Annotated in this window: 11 protein-coding genes; 9 read left to right on the forward strand and 2 right to left on the reverse strand. The window is 58.5% G+C overall.

Annotated elements, in window-relative coordinates; genetic code table 11:
• Positions 1-215 precede the first annotated feature (215 nt).
• The 8 genes from HNQ64_RS06360 (at position 216) to HNQ64_RS06395 (ending at position 14,743) form a co-directional block, all read left to right on the forward strand.
• Positions 216-2,180 (forward strand): alpha-1,4-glucan--maltose-1-phosphate maltosyltransferase, encoded by a 1,965-nt coding sequence (locus HNQ64_RS06360; protein WP_184206599.1) that lies wholly within the window; start codon positions 216-218, stop codon positions 2,178-2,180.
• Positions 2,181-2,446: 266 nt separating this feature from the next.
• A complete protein-coding gene (locus HNQ64_RS06365) occupies positions 2,447-4,177 on the forward strand; it encodes a response regulator (RefSeq protein ID WP_184206601.1) in 1,731 nt (576 codons plus the stop codon).
• A gap of 359 nt (positions 4,178-4,536) precedes the next feature.
• Entirely contained in the window at positions 4,537-6,480 is a 1,944-nt protein-coding gene (locus HNQ64_RS06370; RefSeq protein ID WP_184206603.1) for a sensor histidine kinase, read from the forward strand.
• Positions 6,481-6,504: 24 nt separating this feature from the next.
• On the forward strand, positions 6,505-6,948 hold the full coding sequence (locus tag HNQ64_RS06375; protein WP_184206604.1) for a response regulator: 444 nt from the start codon (positions 6,505-6,507) through the stop codon (positions 6,946-6,948).
• Positions 6,945-7,991, forward strand: coding sequence for a GAF domain-containing protein (locus tag HNQ64_RS06380; RefSeq protein ID WP_184206607.1), 1,047 nt, complete (start codon positions 6,945-6,947; stop codon positions 7,989-7,991). The genes HNQ64_RS06375 and HNQ64_RS06380 overlap by 4 nt, the downstream gene beginning before the upstream one ends.
• A gap of 2 nt (positions 7,992-7,993) precedes the next feature.
• Complete coding sequence (locus tag HNQ64_RS06385) at positions 7,994-11,545, forward strand: GAF domain-containing protein (protein ID WP_184206609.1); 3,552 nt, start codon at positions 7,994-7,996, stop codon at positions 11,543-11,545.
• Between the two features lie 109 nt (positions 11,546-11,654).
• A complete protein-coding gene (gene mpl, locus HNQ64_RS06390) occupies positions 11,655-13,034 on the forward strand; it encodes a UDP-N-acetylmuramate:L-alanyl-gamma-D-glutamyl-meso-diaminopimelate ligase (RefSeq protein ID WP_184206611.1) in 1,380 nt (459 codons plus the stop codon).
• 83 nt (positions 13,035-13,117) lie between these two features.
• Positions 13,118-14,743 carry a hypothetical protein gene (locus HNQ64_RS06395; protein ID WP_184206613.1) on the forward strand — a complete coding sequence of 542 codons (1,626 nt, stop codon included), beginning with the start codon at positions 13,118-13,120 and terminating at the stop codon, positions 14,741-14,743.
• A gap of 388 nt (positions 14,744-15,131) precedes the next feature.
• Here the strand turns inward: HNQ64_RS06395 and HNQ64_RS06400 are convergent, their stop codons facing one another.
• Positions 15,132-16,598: an enolase-like domain-containing protein gene (locus HNQ64_RS06400; RefSeq protein ID WP_184206615.1), complete on the reverse strand. Its 1,467-nt coding sequence runs from the start codon at positions 16,596-16,598 to the stop codon at positions 15,132-15,134.
• Between the two features lie 96 nt (positions 16,599-16,694).
• On the opposite strand from HNQ64_RS06400, the gene HNQ64_RS06405 reads away from it, so the two are divergent.
• Positions 16,695-17,390, forward strand: a complete 696-nt coding sequence (locus tag HNQ64_RS06405; RefSeq protein ID WP_184206617.1) for an SGNH/GDSL hydrolase family protein — start codon at positions 16,695-16,697, stop codon at positions 17,388-17,390.
• Positions 17,391-17,413: 23 nt separating this feature from the next.
• Here the strand turns inward: HNQ64_RS06405 and HNQ64_RS06410 are convergent, their stop codons facing one another.
• Positions 17,414-18,856 carry an NfeD family protein gene (locus HNQ64_RS06410; protein WP_184206619.1) on the reverse strand — a complete coding sequence of 481 codons (1,443 nt, stop codon included), beginning with the start codon at positions 18,854-18,856 and terminating at the stop codon, positions 17,414-17,416.
• Positions 18,857-19,122: the final 266 nt, after the last annotated feature.

Raw genomic sequence — 19,122 nt, forward strand, 5'->3', positions numbered from 1 at the left:
CACAAAAGGCAATCTCGGATTTGCTGAAAGTATGTCATAAGTGAGTCGCATGAATGCGTTCAAATGAACACTCCTGTGCTAAAAAGCCTCTTTATAAGAAGGCGGTCTTCATACAAATAGATTTTTGAGTGCAGCGACCGTGGCTGTCCAGGGCCTGCATCAGCGCGCAGGCCACATTTGCATCGGCAGGGTTCCTGGTCATGTTGGGCGCATTCATGCCTGCTCCCGCCGCCCACGCTCCCACCGTTGTCATCGAGAACTTTTATCCCTGCATTGAAGGGGGCCGCCATGCGATCAAACGCATCGTCGGGGAACCGCTAGATCTGTGGTGTGACATCTTTACCGACGGGCACGTGGTCATGTCTGCCGTGGTGAAGTGGCGTCTTTCCGGCACGCGGCGCTGGTTTGAGTCTCCCCTGAAGCCGCTGGAAAATGACCGCTGGCAGGGCCAGTGCCGGTTTGAAAGCATGGGCCGCTGGGAGTATGCGGTGGAGGCTTGGTCTGACACCTTCCGGGGTTGGAAAAAGACCTTCGCCATCCGCGTGCAAGCCCAGGATCCCGATGTGCCCGTGGAGGCCCTGGAAGGCGCACGCCTGCTGCGTGACTCCGCGCAGCGCGCCCGTGCTGCGGGGGCGGAAAGTGTGGGGGCCCAGATGGATGAAGTGGCGGAGCTGCTGAGCCAACTGCCGCCTCAGGAAGTGATGGAAGTGCTGCTGTCTGACGACCTCCAGGCGCTGGTGGATTGCTACCCTGACAGGGCGCTTTCCACGACTTCGGAGCCACTGCGTGTCATCGTGGAGCGGGAGCGGGCACGCTTTTCCGCCTGGTATGAGTTTTTCCCTCGTGGAGCCGAAGGCCGGGCAGACAAACACAGCCGTTTCCGCGACTGCCTGCCGCGCCTGGACGATGCGAAGGCGATGGGTTTTGACACCCTTTATTTTCCCCCCATTCACCCCATCGGCATCACTGCCCGGAAGGGAAAAAACAATACCCTCATTGCCTATGACGGGGATGTGGGCAGCCCCTGGGCCATCGGTGGGCCAGCGGGAGGTCACCGCGATGTGGAGCCGCAACTCGGCACGGTCGAAGACTTTGTCTGGTTAGTCGGGGAGGCCAACAAACGCGGGCTGGAGATCGCCCTGGACTTCGCCATCAACTGTTCCCCGGATCATCCATATGTGAAGGATCACCCAGATTGGTTTTACCAGCGTCCGGATGGCAGCATCCGCTACGCAGAAAATCCGCCGAAGAAGTACCAGGACATTTACCCCATCAACTTCCACTGCGCCGACTGGAAAAACCTGTGGCGCGAGCTGATCGACGTGGTGCTTTTCTGGGTGGATAAAGGCGTGAAAATCTTCCGCGTGGATAACCCACACACGAAGCCGGTTTCGTTCTGGGAAGAGCTCATCAGCACGGTGCACCGCCAAGACCCGAGCGTGATCTTTTTGGCCGAGGCCTTCACCAAACCAAAGATGATGCAGGTGCTGGGCAAGGTAGGTTTTACCCAGAGCTACACTTACTTCACCTGGCGGGAAGACAAGGCGGGCCTCACCGAGTATGTGCGGGAGCTGACCCAGAGCGACATGCGCTGGTACTACCGTGGGAACTTTTGGCCGAACACGCCTGACATCCACCCCTTTTACCTGCAAAACGCGCCTGCGAGCATGTTCCGCCTCCGCGCGGCTCTGGCGGCCACGCTTTCCAGCACCTGGGGCATGTATGCGGGCTATGAGCTCTGCGAGAATGAAGCTCTGCCAGGGAAAGAGGAGTATCTGGACTCCGAGAAATTTCAGCTCCGCCAGCGGGACTACAATGGCCCGGGGAACATCAAGGGTTTCATCGCCCGGCTGAACGCCATCCGCCGGGACAATCCGGCCATGCATCTCTATGATAATGTGGTCTTTCACGGGGCCGACCACGACCAAGTGATCTGCTACAGCAAAACCACGGCAGATTTTAGCAACCGTCTGCTCTGCATCGTCAGTCTCAATGGCTATGCACCTGTCTCCTCCATGGTGCGACTGAACCTGGAGGCGCTAGGTTTAAATCGGCACCAGCCCTATCGCGTGCGGGATTTGATGTATGGCGGTGTTTACGAATGGAGGGGGGAAGACAACTTTGTCTCCCTGAATCCCGACGGCACCAGCCTGCACATCTTCAAGATCGAATCGGTCTAACGGGCGTTCCAACGGTCGCTTGTGTCTGAGCTATAGCGGGCGCTCGTGCGTCCGTTAGAGCTAACCAAGAACCAGGAACCAGAACCAAAGCACGTGAGCCATCCAGGGGTAAGCCCGGCGCTTGCACTTAGGCAAATATCGGTTACACTGTGGGACAATGGAGGTGGGGTTCGCGGAATATTGCTCGAAAAAGAATCCGTGAAGGAATGGGAGGCGTTATGAAAATTTTATTTGTGTCTGGAAACTAATGAAATTATTCTTTTGAAATGCAAGTATCTCAGTCCATCGCCTCCGGCACGGCCAAGTATCAGGTGCTGATTGCCACCGCTTCTGAGAGCACGCTGAGGCTGCTGCAGCCGCTCCAGCAAGTGACCCAGGCCGAGAGCGTGGCGGAAAGCGGGGGCCTGTTCCGGCCACAGCAGCGGCTGGTGTTTCAGGGCCTGGATTACCATGTGGTGGATACGGTAGTGAGGAGCCGCATGGGGGATCGCCCCGTGGGGGTGGTCATCGTGGACTTGCAGCCTGGCACGGAATCTAAAACGGAGCAGATTCTCAACGCGCTGTACTACGCGGAGCCGACTTTGAGCATCCTGGTTTTGCTGGCGGATGGGGCTTCACTTTCCAAGCCTTTTCTCGACCTCATTACCCACAGCCCGAGGTTGAGTTTCCTGCAAATGCCCGCCTCTCTGGCACAGGTGTATCAGGCGCTGAAGCTGATGGTGGCGGGATGGCAGGCGAATCACAAATTGGCGGAAATGCAGGCTGCGCGCGCCCAGCAGGAGACGACTGCAGCCCAGCCAGCGGCGGCAAGCACGGCCACGGAAGGTGGCGGCGCTATGCACCTGGAGGTGGTAGGTAGCCTGGCCGCAGGCATCTCTCATGAGTTTAACAATGTGCTGACCGTGATCCAAAGCCAGATGGACATGGCGCTCCAGCAGGCGGGAGATCTACCCCATGTGGTGGATCTGCTGACGCAGGTGATGGATACGGCGCGCAGTGCTTCCGCGCTTTCGAAGAAGCTCGTTTCCTTCACACCAGAGGAAGAAAGTGCCCCTGCGGCCCTGGATGTACCCACGGCGGTGAATGACGAGGTGGGCCTGCTGGCAAAGACTCTGGGCGAGCACATTTCCCTGGAGGTGAACCATGGCAGCCACCTGCCTGCGGTGTGGATTTCCCCTGCGACTTTGAGCCAGCTCATCATCAACGTGGCGCTGCATGCGCGCAATTCCATGCCGCAGGGCGGGGTGCTGCAGTTTTCCTCCAGCAAGATCCACCACCAGACGGGCAGCAAGTATGCGCGCCTTTTTCCAGAGGCGGAGCACGGTGAGTATGTGATGCTGACGATCGAGGACCCAAACCCGATGGATGCCACCACGGAGGCAGACCCCCGGCATGTGGTGGTGAGCCTGCCTTCCATTGTCCAGCGTGCGGCAGATGATCGCCTGGCCTGGATCCAGCGGGCCCTGCAAAAGGCCGGTGGGGCCTTCAATGTAACACTGCTGCCGGGAATGATCCGCACCTATCAAATGCTGCTTCCGCTGGCCGAGGTAGAGGTGGAGAATGAGGAGGCAATGGTGCCGGTGATTAGCCGCCAAGAGACCGGGCCTGTGGTGCCTTCGACCGTTTTGGTGGTGGATGATGATGACACCATCTGCATGATCATGAGCCAGGTGCTAGCCACGGAAAAGCACCGCGTGATCACCGCTAAAAGTGCCGATGAAGCCTGGCAGCAATGGTGCCAAAATCGCAGCACGATCAAGCTGCTGATCACAGACATCAACATGCCCGGCGGGGCGAATGGGGTGGCACTCGGCCATGCCATCCAGGAGCAAGATGGCTCCGTGCCGGTCATTTACACGAGTGGCCACCGGGCGGTGCATCAGTTCGCGGAGTTAGAGATCGGCACGAATTATCTGCCGAAACCTTTTGGCATGAACGACCTGCTAGCCGTGGCCAATCGTGCCCTAGCGACCCATGCTCATCATGGATTGAGCTGAGGCAGCGCCATTGAATCTAGAATCTATCAAGTAGCTGGCGGTTTCTCAAGAGGGACCCGCCCTGATAAGGCGCAGTCTAGAAGGTGCTGGAGATGCGAGGCTGCGGCGAGCTACAGCTCTGGCTACTTTGGCATGACCTTCGTCGCTTGTCCGTCGTTTTGACCAAGCTGGTTTTTCCTCTTAGCCCAGACGCTCTTATTCCAAGAAGGCCGCATAAACGTGCTTTTTGCATGCGTATTTGATTGCATCACTTCCCGCGAAGTGAATTACTAGAGCAACCTATATGATGGGTAAGGGGATGAGAGCTTGGCTAACTTGTAGAAGCTTGATCTCTGTGAAGTTTCTTGATGATATTTCTCATGGTGCACCGATTTCATGGCTTTCTTTCGGCTCTTTCCGCTCGGGTTTCCCCGGTGGTCAGTGTCTTGGCCATCGGTGCAGGGGTGGCGGCGCTGGTGGGCTGGAACTGGCATGTGGAGGTGCTGCGGCGCGGGCTTGCGGGGGCGGTTTCGATGAATCCAGTGACGGCGCTGCTTTTTATCTTGGCGGGGATTTGTTTGGCGCTGCATGGCCGCCCTTTTTCTGGGGCGAGAGGTCTCTGGGCTCAGGGGCTGGCGCTGGTGGTGATGGGCGTGGGAGGGTGGCGGCTGCTGGCTTACGGGGTGGAGGGCATGGGACGTCTGGATCAGTGGTTTTTTGCCGACCAGTTGGCAGGAGATCTTCCGGGGCGGGTGAATGAAATGTCTCCGAATGCGGCCCTGGGCTTTGTCCTTTTAGGCCTGGGTTTGCTGGTGATGAATTGGACCACGCGGCGTGGGTTTCGGCCGACGGAGGTGTGCGCGCTGCTCTTGAACTTGCTGTCGTTTTTAGCGCTGCTGGGCTATCTTTATGAGGTGCCTTGGCTGTACGGGGTGGTGACGTTTATCCCCATGGCACTGCCCACGGCGGCGGTTTTTTTACTGCTGTCGGCAGGTCTCCTGTTTGCACGCAGGGATCGAGGCTGGATGCGGTTGATTTTGAGCTCTAGCCCGGGCGGGGTGCTGGTGCGGCAGTTGTTTCCGCTGCTAGTGCCGGCGCTGGTGCTGCTGGGCTGGCTGCGGCTGGCAGGGGAGCGGCGTGGCCTTTTTGTGGCGGAAATGGGGACGACTCTTTACACCATCGTGGCCATCTTGCTGGTGGGCGGCTTGATCTGGTGGAGTGCCCGCACGCTACACCACACGGATAAAGCTAGGCGGCAGGCCGAACACTTTTTCACCCTGTCTATGGACATGCTCTGCATCGCAGACCGGGAGGGGAAACTGCGGCGCATCAATCCAGCCTTCGCTGAGACGCTGGGATTGACGATGGAGGAGATGCTCGGGCGGTCGTTTTTGGAATTCATTCATCCTGAGGACCGAGAAAAGACGGAGCGGGAGGCGGAGCAGGTCATCTTGGGGCAGCCCACGCGGGTTTTTGAGAATCGCTACTGTTGCCGGGATGGGACTTACCGCTGGTTTTGGTGGCAGGCTCAGTTTTATGAGGATGACGGCCTCATCTTTGCCACGGGCAGGGATGTGACGGAGCAAAAGCGTGCGCAGCGGGAATTTCGCCTGCTGAATGAGGCGCTGCATGAGCGGGCCACGCAATTGGATGCGTCAAACCAGGAGTTGGAAGCTTTCAGCTACTCCGTCTCGCATGATTTACGCGCGCCGCTGCGTGGGATTTCAGGCTTTGCCCAGGCGCTGGAAGAGCGTGCAAAGGGGATGCTGGATGAGACCTCGCAAAGCTACCTGCTGCGAGTGCGGCGGGCGGCGGACCGGATGGGGTACCTCATTGATGATCTGCTGAAGCTTTCCCGGCTGACACGCACAGAGATGCGTCTGGAGGCGGTGGACCTCACCGGGCAGGCTCTGGGCATCCTCACCCAGCTCAAACAACGGGACGCCGAGCGCCAGGTGGAATGGCGGGTGCAGGGCGGGATGACGCTACAGGCAGATCCGGCCCTGATGCAGGTGCTGATGGAAAACCTGCTGGAAAATGCCTGGAAATTCACTTCCAAAAACCCTCAAGCCCAGATCGTGGTGGAGATGAGTGTGGGAGAGTCTGGGGAGAAAATCTGTCATGTGCGGGATAATGGTGTGGGCTTTGACATGCGCTACGCTTCCAAACTTTTCGGGGCCTTTCAGCGGCTGCATTCCATGGTGGAGTTTCCTGGCACTGGCATCGGCCTGGCGACGGTGCAGCGGGTGGTGCGCCGTCACGGTGGCCGGGTCTGGGCAGATTCTGAAATGAATGTCGGCACCACGTTCTCTTTTGTTGTATAATTCGTTAACCTTTGAAGTCTTCTGATGAATTCTAAAGTCATTTTGCTGGTCGAGGATAATCCTGATGATGAGGAGCTGACGCTGATGGCGTTGCAAAAGAACAACATCCTCAACGAGGTGGTGGTGGCGAGGGATGGAGTGGAGGCGCTGGACTATTTATTTGGCGAAGGAGCAGGCAGTTTTCCGCAGCGGCGCCTGCTGCCCACGCTCATTTTGCTGGATCTGAAGCTGCCAAAAGTGGATGGGCTGGAGGTGCTGAAACGCATCCGCTCAGACGACCGCACACGCATGCTGCCCGTGGTGGTGCTGACCTCTTCCCGCGAGGAGCGTGACCTTTTGGAAAGTTACTCCCTGGGCTGCAACAGCTATGTGCGCAAGCCTGTGGACTTTGCCCAGTTTGTAGAAGCAACACGCCAGTTAGGCCTATACTGGCTGCTGCTCAATGAGGGACCTCCTGTGAAGCCATGAAACCACTAAGACTGCTCTTGATCGAAGACTCCGAGGACGATGCGTTGCTCATCCTCAAATATCTCGAACGTCATGGTTATGAGTGCATGACGCGACAGGTGATGACGGCGCGGGATCTCCAGGTGGCCCTGCAAGCCGAGCGCTGGGACATCATCCTTTGTGACTATGTGATGCCGGGGTTTGATGCGCTGGCCGCGCTAGAAATCGTGCGCCAGCAGCAGGTGGATACGCCGGTGATCATCGTCTCCGGCACCGTGGGGGAGGATGTGGCAGTGGCCTCGCTGAAGCATGGAGCTCATGATTACATCCTGAAGCAGAACCTGACGCGCCTGGGGCCTGCGGTGGACAGTGAGCTGGGGGCTGCCTCTGCAGGCAGGTACAGCCGCCTGCTGGAGGCCATCACCGTCAGCCATTCCGAGGTGCTGGAGATGATCCTTTCTGGCTCTGCTCTGACGCCCATTTTAGACCACATCGCCCTGCGGATTGAGAAGCTGAGCCAGGGCGGGGCGCTATGCTCCATCTTACTGATGGATGCGCATGGCACTCACCTGCTACCGGGGTCGGCTCCCCATCTCCCACCGGCTTACACGGCTGCAATCACGCCGCTAGCCATCGGTGCAAACGTGGGGTCCTGTGGGCGGGCGGCGGCGCTGAAGGAGACCGTGGTCATCGAAGACATCACCACTCATCCGCACTGGGCCTCTGTGCGGGCTGTGGCGATGGAGCATGGTTTGCGGGCCTGCTGGTCTGTGCCAGTGTTTTCCTCGGGGCGTGAAGTGGTGGGCACCATGGCCATCTACTACCGCACGCGGCGCGCACCGACGGTGGACGAGCTACGGTGGGTGGAGTCGGCTGCGAAGCTGGTGGGGGTGGCCATCGAGCGATGCCGCTCGGAGGTGCGCCTGCGGGAGCATTTAGACGAACTGCTGCGGTGGCAAAATGCGATGTTAAATCGTGAAGACCGCGTGCAGCAGCTTAAAGCTGAGGTAAATGAATTGCTCCTGCGTCTGGGGGAACCCGTCCGTTACGCCAGCCAGGCCTGAACATGAAAGCCCCGCTGCCTGAAGATGAAGACCTGCGCCTCGCTGCCCTGCGGGAATATGAGATTCTGGATACCCCACCGGAAGCGGCCTTCGATGGCCTGACACAACTGGCCGCCCACATCTGCCAGACCCCCATGGCGGTGGTCTCGCTGATTGATGAAGGCCGACAGTGGTTCAAGTCCCAGATCGGCATGCCGGTGAATGAAACACCGCGCGACATCGCCTTCTGCTCCCATGCCATCTTGCACAAGGACCAAGTGATGGAGGTCTTTGACGCGAGCCTGGACGAGCGTTTTGCCGATAACCCCTCAGTCACATCGGGGCCAGAAATCCGCTTTTACGCAGGTGCCCCGCTGGTGGCCCGGGGAAATCAGCCCCTGGGGACTTTGTGTGTGATTGACCGTGTGCCACGGCAGCTCACAGCCGCGCAGACGGAGGCCCTGCAAACTCTGAGCCGGAATGTGGTGGCACAGATGGAACTGCGCCTGCATGCCAAGCAACTGGCTGCGGAACTGAAAGAAAAGGCCCGCATCACGGAGCAACTGCGGGAGCAGAATGCCCAGCTCCTGCACAGTGAGCAGGAGACGGGACGGCTGCTAGAACTGGCGGAAAAGTCCCGAAACGCACTGCTGAGTGTGCTCGAGGATGAGCAAAGGCTGGGGCATGAGCTGCGCCGCTGGGCGGATGCATTTGAAAACTGCGCTCAGGGCATCCTCATCGGCCTACCGGGGAGTTTGGGCATCTTTGCCTGCAATCGGGCCCTGGCGCAGTTGCACGGAAAGTCGGCGGCCGAAATTGCGCACCTGAGCCTCATGGATTTGTTCGTCCCGGGTGACCATGAGCGCGTGTATGCGGCCATCACCGCCTCGCAGGTGGAAGGTCAGGCGAAGTTTGAAGTGGCCATGCTGCGCGCGGGTGGGGCCAGCTTTGCCGCAGAGGTGGATCTGGTAAATGTGCAGGGGGAGGATGGGGCTCCGGTGTATTGGGTGGTCACCATCCAGGATATTTCTGAGCGGAAGCTGGCGGACCTGATGCTGGCGCGCACAAACCGGGCGCTGAAGATGATGTCTGCCTGCAATGAAGCTGTGGTGCGTGCCACGGATGAGCCGCACCTGCTGGCGGAGGTCTCCCGCCTTGCGGTTGAAATCGGGGGGTATCGGCTAGCCTGGGTGGGCTACGCGCAGCATGATGAGGGAAAAAACATCCAGCCCATCGCACATGCGGGGGCAGAGGCTGGGTATCTGCAGGAGATCCGGCTGAGTTGGTCTGAGACCGCCCCGTCTGGCATGGGGCCCGCTGCACGTTGCATCCGCACGGGAAAGACGGTGGTCTGCGAAGACATCACTTCGGATGGTGAAGGTTTTTTTTGGAAGACGGCTGCCCTCAGTCGGGGGTATCGCGGCATCGTGTGTCTGCCTTTGCTGGATGAAGGCCGTACCTTTGGCCTGCTGGCCCTTTATGCCTCTGAGGTCCAGCAGGTGGGGGCAGATGAGATCAAACTCCTCCAAGAAATGGCGGAGGATTTAGCCTTTGGCATCCGGCACCTGCGCAGCCGGCAGGAAAAACAGCGCATGCAGGACGTGGTGCTGAAGGTCTCCCAGGCGGTTTCAGCCGGGCACAGTGAAGACTTTTTCCACTCCCTCACCCGCCACATGGTGGAGGCACTGGGTGCGGATGGCGGCCTCGTGGGACGCCTGAATCCAGAAAGCCGACAGAGCATCGAGACCCGCGCCCTTTTCATGAACGGGCAGTTTGTCGAAAACGTCAGTTATACCCTCCCTGGCACGCCGTGTGAGGGGGTCAGCCTGGGCTACACCTGCATTTTTGAGCGGGGTATCCAGGGTGAGTTTCCTGCCGATGATTGGCTAGCGGAGCAGGGGATCGAGGCCTATGCAGGCATCCCGCTCATGGATACGAAGCGGCAGGTCAGCGGCATCATGTCTGTGTTTTTCCGCCGTCCGCTGGACCAGGCCTCCCTGGTCCACTCCACCTTGAAAATCTTCGCCGCACGTGTGGCGGATGAACTGGAGCGCCAGGAGACGGATGAGCGCATCCGCGAGCAGGCCTCCCTTTTGGACAAAGCCCAGGATGCCATTTTGGTGCGGGATCTGGACCATCGTATCACCTTCTGGAATAAAAGTGCCGAGGCCCTCTATGGCTGGACGGCTAAGGAAGTGCTGGGAAAAGCGGTGACGGACATCTTTTACCCCAACACACAGGACTTCGATGCGGCGATCCGGCAGCTTCTGCAGGAAGGGGAATGGGTGGGGGAGCTGGACCAAGTGACCAAGGATGGTAAGCCACTGATCATCGAATGCCGCTGGACGATGGTCAATGACCGCGCGGGTAAACCGAAGTCGGTCTTGTGCATCAATACCGATATCACGGAGAAAAAGAAGCTGGAGCAGCAGTTCCTCCGGGCCCAGCGCATGGAGAGCATCGGCACGCTGGCGGGCGGCATCGCGCATGATTTGAATAACGTGCTGGCCCCCATCATGATGGCCATTGATTTGCTGAAAATGACGGTCAAAGACCGCCAGGGGCAGGAGATCCTAGCCACCATCTCCCAGAGTGCGCAGCGCGGGGCGGAGATGGTGAACCAAGTCCTCTCCTTTGCCCGTGGCATGGAAGGCCGACGCATGGATGTGCATGCCCACATGCTGATCCGTGACATTGAAAAAATAGCGCGGGATACCTTTCCGAAAAACATCCAGATCTTCACCGATCACCGGGAAAATCTGTGGCCCGTGGTGGGGGATCCTACTCAGATCCATCAGGTGCTGCTGAACCTGTGTGTGAATGCGCGGGATGCCATGCCAGACGGTGGCCGCCTGGTGGTGACTGGAAAAAACGTGTGGCTGGATGAAAACTACGCAGCCATGAATCTGGATGCGGTGCCGGGCCCCTACCTACGGGTGGAGGTGACAGATACAGGCCTGGGTATCCCTCAATCCATCATCGAACAAATTTTCGATCCGTTTTTCACCACGAAAGAGCTGGGAAAAGGCACGGGCCTGGGGCTTTCGACCTCGCTCGCCATCATTAAAAGCCACGGCGGCTTCATCCGGGTGACCAGTCAAAGCGGGCAGGGCAGCAGCTTTCGCGTTTACTTGCCTGCCCGTGAAGGCACCGGGGAACACACGCTGGAGACCCGCACGGTGGAACTGCCCCATGGCCAGGGCCAGACCGTGCTGGTCGTGGATGATGAGCAGACCATCCGGGAAATCACCCAACAGACGCTGGAGGCCTTCGGCTACAAGGCCATCCTGGCGGCGGACGGGGCGGAGGCCGTGACCCGTTATGCCCAGTATCGCGACAGCATCGCCATCGTCCTCACGGACATGATGATGCCGGTGATGGACGGCCCTGCCACCATCAAGGTCCTGCGGAATATGAACCCGAAGGTGAAGATCATCGCAGCCAGTGGCATCGCCACGAACGAGGCGGTGAACAAAGCCGCCGGGCAGGGGGTGAAGCATTTTGTCTCCAAGCCCTACACGGCCGAGTCACTGCTGAAAGTGCTGCAGGTGGCCCTGGCGGAGACGGAGGGGTAGGGGCCGCCGTGGAAACCCGGGGATGGAAATCTCCGGGAATCTTCTTGCCCGTTGTCCGTCTTGCCCTACTTGAGGAGACCTCTGTACCTGGACGGGTGCGGTTTTTGACATGTCCTCCTTCAAGCATCTTCATTTCATCGGCATCTGCGGCACGGCCATGGGCTCCACCGCAGCGGCTCTCCGCACTCTTGGTTATACCATTTCTGGCTCGGACGAAAAGGTTTATCCCCCCATGTCAGACGTGCTGCGGCAGGCGGGCATCACCCTCACAGAAGGTTACCGGGCAGAGAACCTGCCGGCGGGTGCAGACCTCTACATCGTGGGTAATGCCATCTCCCGTGGCAATGAGGAACTGGAGACCGTGCTGGAAAGGAAGCTGCCCTACATCTCCATGGCGGAGCTGCTGAAGCAGGAAGTCATCCAGGGAAAGCGCAGCTTTGTCGTCAGCGGCACCCATGGGAAGACCACTACCACCACCATGCTGGCCTGGATCTTTGAGCACGCGGGGAAAGACCCCGGCTTCATGATCGGTGGCGTTCCAGAAAATTTCACCAGCGGGGCTCGCTTCAATCACAGTGATCTTTTTGTGATCGAGGGGGATGAGTATGACACCGCTTATTTCGACAAGCGGTCCAAGTTCCTGCATTACCTACCGGAGTGCGTCATCGTGAATAACATGGAGTTTGACCACGCGGATATTTTCCCGGATTTCGCGGCTATCCAACTGACCTTTCAGCGCCTGCTCAACAGCGTGCCACGCAATGGCCTGGTGCTGCTGAATGGCGATGACAAGAACTGCACCTCCCTGAAGAGCTATGCCCCAGTGAAAACAGTGGGCACGGGCGAAAACTGTAGCGAGCGTATCCTCATCACGGAGGCGAGCCCAGAGGGCACGGCCTTTGAGATCAATGGCGTGGCCTTCAGCGTGCCGATGATCGGCGAATTTAATGTGCGCAATGCCGCCATGTGCGTGTGTGCGGCCCGCCACGCAGGCCTAACCGATGATGAAATCCGCGCCGGGTTGGAGACCTTCAAGGGCATCCGCCGTCGCCAGCAGGTGCGTGGTGTGGTGGGTGGCATCACGGTGATGGATGACTTTGGTCATCATCCCACAGCCTTGCGTGAAACGCTGCGTGGCCTGCGCCAGAAATACCCTGGCCAGCGCCTGTGGGCCGTTTTTGAGCCCCGGTCTAACACCAGCCGCCGCAACGTATTGCAGAATGATCTGATCGAGGCCCTGAAAGAGGCCGACGGTTCCGTCATCGCAGCGGTGGCCAATCCTGAAAAGGTGGCTGACTCTGAAAGGCTGGACCCTGAAACCGTGGCGAATAGTGTGACCTCCGCTGGCAAAGCCTGTTTCCATGAACCGGATACCGACGCCATCGTGGCCCGGCTGAAGGCGGAAACTCGCGCCGGAGATGTCATCGTCATCTTCAGTAACGGGGGATTCGACGGCATCCATGGCAAGTTGCTCGCGGCCCTGGCTTGAATAGCCTGCGCGTTGTCACGCCCGCATGCCGAAATGGGTGCGCGGCAATAGACGAGTGATCGTTGGCGTTTCATTCAGTTCACATGTTGCACCGTCGCCATTTCATCCAAACCACTGCCGCAGCGCTGGCTACGGTGCCTTTCATCCGTGCCCAAGCTCCACGGGCCAAGGCACCGTTTCGAGTGCTCTACAGCAATGATACGACGAACATCACCAGTTGTGTGAGCCTCTTCCGCCAAGCGCGTGAACCGTTTCGTGAAGGGATGCTGGAGGCGACGGTGGATGAAGTGGCGGGCAAGGTGGATGCGCATTTTCTCCAGCCTGGTCTGGGCATGGTGCCCATGTGGCCGAGTAAGGTGCTGCCGCTGGCGGAGCATTACGCCTGGATCAAAGAGCGTTATGGGGTGGCCCCGGATTCATTTGGCCAGTATGTGATGCGGGGGGGCGATGTGGTGAAGGTGTTTGTGGACCGCTGTCGCCAGACGAAGCAGGCGGCTTTTATTTCCTTTCGGCTCAATGACGCGCACCACAAGGAATACGCGGATCCCAAGCCTGGAGATAAGCCGGGAACCAGCATCGGCATGAGTGTAACACGGCACTATGTGGAGCACCCGGAATACGTTTTTAACAAGGCCTCCAAACGCGGGGCCGACCTCGTGCAAAACTGGCTGCATGACGAAGTGCGGGCGCAGAAACTGGCGCTCATCACCGAGCTGTGTGAGAACTACGATCTCGATGGGCTGGAGCTGGATTACATGCGCTTTTACAACTTCTTTGATGTTGAAAAAACCACGCTGGAACAGCGTCAGCGCATCATGACCGGATTTATGCAGCAAGTGCGTGGCGTGCTGGATCGCACTCAGCGAGGCGGCCACCGCCGCTGGCTGTGCGCGCGTGTGCCCTGCCTGAGCAAAGGCCTGGATGCCCTGGGCCTGGACCTGCGGGCACTGGTCGCAGCGGGGCTGGACATGGTGAATCTCTCCGCCAGTTATTTTACCACTCAGCAGATGGATCTGGCCGCCATTCGCGCACAAGTGCCCGAAACGGCAGCCCTCTATGTGGAGATGTGTCACTCCACTGCCAATGGTGGCAAATTGGTGCCGGGGTATGACACTTTCACTTTTCGCCGCACCACCCAGCAGCAGTATGAGACCACGGCGCATCTGGCCTATGCCCGGGGTGCAGATGGCGTGAGCCTTTTTAATTTTGCTTATTACCGCGAGCACGGTGGGCCAGGGCGCGGCCCCTTTGCCGAGCCTCCGTTTGAGGTGCTGCCTGCTTTGGCCAAACCTCAAACAATCGCCAATCAGCCGCAGCACTGGTTTCTCGCTTCTGGCTGGAACAACCCTTACGTTAGGCCGCCAGTGCTCCCTCGTGGATTGAATGAGAAGGCCAAGACGAGTTTTGAACTGGACATGGCCCCGCCCACGAGGGGCTGGAAAGGACAGGGAAGACTGCGGCTCCAGGCCGATGCCACGCTGGAGGGACGTAACCTGGAGGCGCGCTGCAATGGCACGCTCTTAGAGTCCGTGAGCGATGTCCGTGAACCTTTTGAAAATCCTTACCCTTCCTTGTTAGGCCTGCCTGAAAACCTGCATGCTTGGAGCCTGCCCACCGCGCTTTTAAAAAATGGCCCCAACATCTTTGAGGTTCGCCATCTGGGTGGTAAACCTGTGACTCTGGAATACCTGGATGTGAGCATCGCTTGAGCTTCGCGGGCCAAAGTCAGGGGCGGTCGAAATTTGAATAAACATTGTTTGTGAAGGAGCACCATGTACCCAAAACAACGATTCTAGACTTTGGGCTCCTAGACCACTCGACCGCCCCTCACCCCTGGCCCTACTCCCCGCAAGCGGGGTGAGGGGGATGTCTTTTGGCCTTCGTCTAACAAAGACCATTCACACCTTCAAAGAGGCAGCACTGGTCTCGACCTTATCTCAGGTTTACCCCTCAAACGCTGGAGTGCCGCAGGCCGCAAGACAGAGCGCGAGTTTTCAACCCGCCTAACTTTCCTAGCGATAGCGGCCTACCCAATAGCCCTCGTTCGCTCTTCTGCCGCTCTCCAAAAGCATCTGCTAACGCCGCAGCGACTCGGCGTCACAACTCCGTCATGCCGCCGCGTTTGATCCAGGCATTCAGGGGTTCATAGCTCTCGAGATCCAGCTCAAACGCGCAACCAAAGGGCGCTGCATTGACACTGTGAAGATCCAACCGCCCTTTGCGAATATGCAGCGTGGGAAAGCCACTTTCATGCTGGCGATAAAGATCGCCATGGTGCAGGAGGGCGGCGTTTTGTATGGCATCGGGATGCATCGAGAGTCCTTTGAAATAGTGGTGGCCATTGCGCTCCACATGCGTCACCCCCAGGGCGGCCATCATGGCCAGATCTTGCAGTAGGGCTACGGGGCCCACATTGGCTAGATCTTCGCCACTGAGAATGAGTGGGCGCGAAGAAGTGGCCGCCCGCACTTTCAGCAAAGCCGCATTGGCTAGGCCTTTGACGATGCCTTTGCAGTTCTTGTGACTGGTGCCGATGTAGCCCAGAGCCAAGGCGCGGGGGAGGTCGGTCACTGCGCTGTCGGATTCATCAATGATGAGTCCAGGCCCATCCTGCCAAGCGGCGAAGGCAGGAGCGACGTCGTCTTTCAGTGCATGGGCGCGATGCAGTGGTTGCTCAATGAGCAGCAGGTTTTGAAAAAGTGGGGCGAGGGCAGGTTCGGCTCGCAGCGTCTCGTAAAAGTCGCGGAAGGAGGCGAGGTCTAGAAACTGCTCATTGCCATCCAGCGTGGCGTGAAAGCCCGTGTGACATTCGCGAGTGAGAACCGTAGTGATTTCGCGCAGCCGTTGCAGATCAGTTTCTGGCTGGCCGCAAACTTTGATCTTAAAGTAGCGCAGCCCATAGGCGCGGATGGATTCATCGAGAGCGTGAGGAAGTCCATCATGCAGTTTTTCCTCTGCTGGGATGTCTTGAGCGAAGAGCGGATCTCCCAGACCCACGGTGTGGCGCACGTTGATCTGAGATAGAGGCTGTGGAGCTAAGACTCGGGCCACCGAAAGACCGTGCAGCTCCTCATGAATCTCTCCCAGATTAATGCCTAGGCAGTCAGAGCCTAACAAAGAATGCAGGGGCGTGCCTGCTGCTTTGGCGAGAGCATCCAGCACGGCCCGCTCCATGAGGCTCACACCCAGGTTGGCCAGCAGGGAGGGGATCTGTTTCACGCTAGCCCAGCGGGCCTGCTCTTGATACAAAGTCTGCCACCAAGCAAAAAATGTGACGGGTGTGGCTGACGCTAAACGAGCGATGCGGGAGGCATTCTGGACCACGGCCAGCATCTCAGCCAGATCCTGCTCAAAATAGCTGTGAGGATCTTTGGTAAACCATTTGGGCGGCAGGCCTTCACTGGCGGTGCCCTGGATGGTCTTGCCATTCACGCTCATCTCCACCCGCACCAGCAGGTGGGGCAGGGCGCACATGCTGGCAATCCCATACCGAAAGGGAAAACGCGTGCGCATGGGCAGCACATGAAAACGGAAGTCGTGAATCTGAAATCGCATGAAGGACATGGGAACGCAGATGCGTTCAGGTTTCACGTTCTTTCCGCTGGTCAGGCAGGATTTGCCGGGGCGGTGTAGGGCGGTGATTCATCGTCTATCTCTCTCATGAAACTTCGCCCTCTGCTGCTATCGTTGCTCTCGCTGGCCCTTGTGGCACCTGCCTGGTCCCAAGAAACCAAGGCTCCCGCCAAAAAAGCAGTGCCGAATCCCTCGCTCCTGCCCGTGCAGGATGTGGCGGGCCTCCCCCGCGTGCTGCTGATCGGGGATTCCATCTCCATGGGCTACACGCTACCCACACGGAAGCTGCTGGAAGGCGTGGCCAATGTACACCGCATTCCCCAGAATGGTGGGCCGACCAAAAATGGTGTGGCCAACATCGAAAAGTGGTTGGGTAACAGCAAGTGGGCGGTCATCCATTTCAACTGGGGTATCCATGACCTGAAGTTCATGCCGGATGGCAAACGTCAGGTGGAAGCTGCGGACTATGAAGCGAATCTTCGCACGCTGGTGACACGCTTACAAAAGACGGGAGCGAAGCTGATCTGGGCCACCACGACGCCCATTCCAAAAGGCCCACTGCTCCCACCGCGCGAGTTTGGTGAAGTGAGCGAATACAATGCCATCGCCGCCAAGGTCATGCAGGAGAATGGTGTCACCATCAACGATTTGAACGCCTGGATCACTCCCAAACTACCCGAGATGCAGAAACAGCAGGACGTGCATTATCATGAGGCAGGCTCTGAGTACCTGGCGCAAAAAGTCGCGCAAGAAATCAAGGCTGCGTTGGCGGGAGCGAAGTAGATTTCATCCTTCAATCTGACACGTTACACCAACGGCTCCACGATGATCTTCGGGCCCTGGATTTCGCGAATGCGGACGGGGGTGCCATTGGGCAGGTAGCCACCTTCCACCATGGCCTCCAGGCGGCGCTCACCAAACTGAACGGTGCCGTAAGGGCGCAGGGCACTGCAAGCATGGCCCTCATTCCCCACACTCAAAGAGACCGTGGGTGTCATCATCGCCTCGCCACCATCAATGGAGGAGGTGAGTACCAATTTCTTAAACGGACCCGTTTCAGGCAAGAAGCGGAACACGGCCAGAATGAGAACGCCCGCACCGAGGATGCCTAACGCAAAGTTGCGCAGCCCAAGGGCATAGACCTGGAGATCGAACCCCACCTCCTGCGGGATGTCTTTGCCATCTCCTGGCAATGGGGTCGGAAGCGGCACTTCCCAGCCGGACATGGTGTAAACCAGGGCCACCATGATGAGGAAAAAACCGAGGATGCCTGGCACCAGCAGACCGGGGAAGAGGGCGAGCTCAAGGATGAGTAGAAACACGCCAATGACAAACAGCGCTGCCACCACCGCTGTCTCCTGGCCCACCAGACTGCCCGCCACATAATGACCAAAAAAGAACAAGCTGAAAGCAGCGATGGAAACAAATCCGGGAATGCCAAACCCTGGCGTCTGCATTTCAAGATACCCACCCGCCACGCCGATGAGAATGAGGATGGCTGCATATTTGGTGACCCAGATGGCAATGGCCTCAAACATCGTCGGTTCGGCTGTGACCGTGGCTCCTTTCAGCCCTTCAGCCTTTTTGATGTCGTCCAGGCTGTCCACGATACCTTTCGCAAAGACCGGTTTGCCATCCAGTTTCATGGTCGCTTCCTGGGCATCCAGAGTGAGGATGGAGTCCTTCGTATCCAGCACGAGATCGCCCACTTTCAGCTCACGACTCATGTCAATCATGGCCTCGATCACACGCGGGTCGTGGCCTTTGCGTTTGGCTACGGCACGGGCCATGCCCATGGTGGCAGAGTTCATCTTCGCGCGTTCGGCATCGCCCATTTCCTGGGCATTGCCATAAATGGGCGTGGCAGCCCCGGCAGTGCTGGTGGGGGCCATGTAGATGCCATCGGTGGCCACGGCGATCATCGCGCCGGCGGAAAGGGCGCGTTTATTGACGAAGGCAAAGCTGCGGGGTTTCAGCTTTTGCAGGTCATTCATCATGAGGTCCACCGTGTCCCAAAGAAGCCCGCCAGGGGTATCCAGGTCAAAGATCACCGCTTCAGCGCCTTCATCCGTGCAACGTTCCAGCGTGCGGGACATGAACTCAAACCGGGCGCGGGCGATGAGATCCTCCTCCCCCACCGGGATGATGACCACTTTGCCTTTATAACTGCCTGTCTGTGCCTGGCCATGACCGATCATGATCCACAGACTGAGGCAAACCAACAGCGGCAGGAGCAGGGCAGACTTCATGTCGTGCACCATAGCGGGCCGAAGCTCGATGGCAATGCGGGAGGTGGGGGTGAGGCGAGACAGGAGCACACGCTCAAGGAGTGAGGGCTTCCAGCCCTCTCGAGATCCTCCTCAACTCCTGCAACATCGAAGGCCGGGGCGGAGCGCGAGTTTTTAACTCGCTTAACTTTCCTGGAATCTACGGATACGTCAACGTCATCGCTCACTGTCAAACCGACCTGTAGGCACTGTGGCTTGGGGCGAATGCATCACTCGGAGAGTGATGC

Source organism: Prosthecobacter dejongeii (genome assembly GCF_014203045.1).
Lineage (GTDB): Bacteria > Verrucomicrobiota > Verrucomicrobiia > Verrucomicrobiales > Verrucomicrobiaceae > Prosthecobacter > Prosthecobacter dejongeii.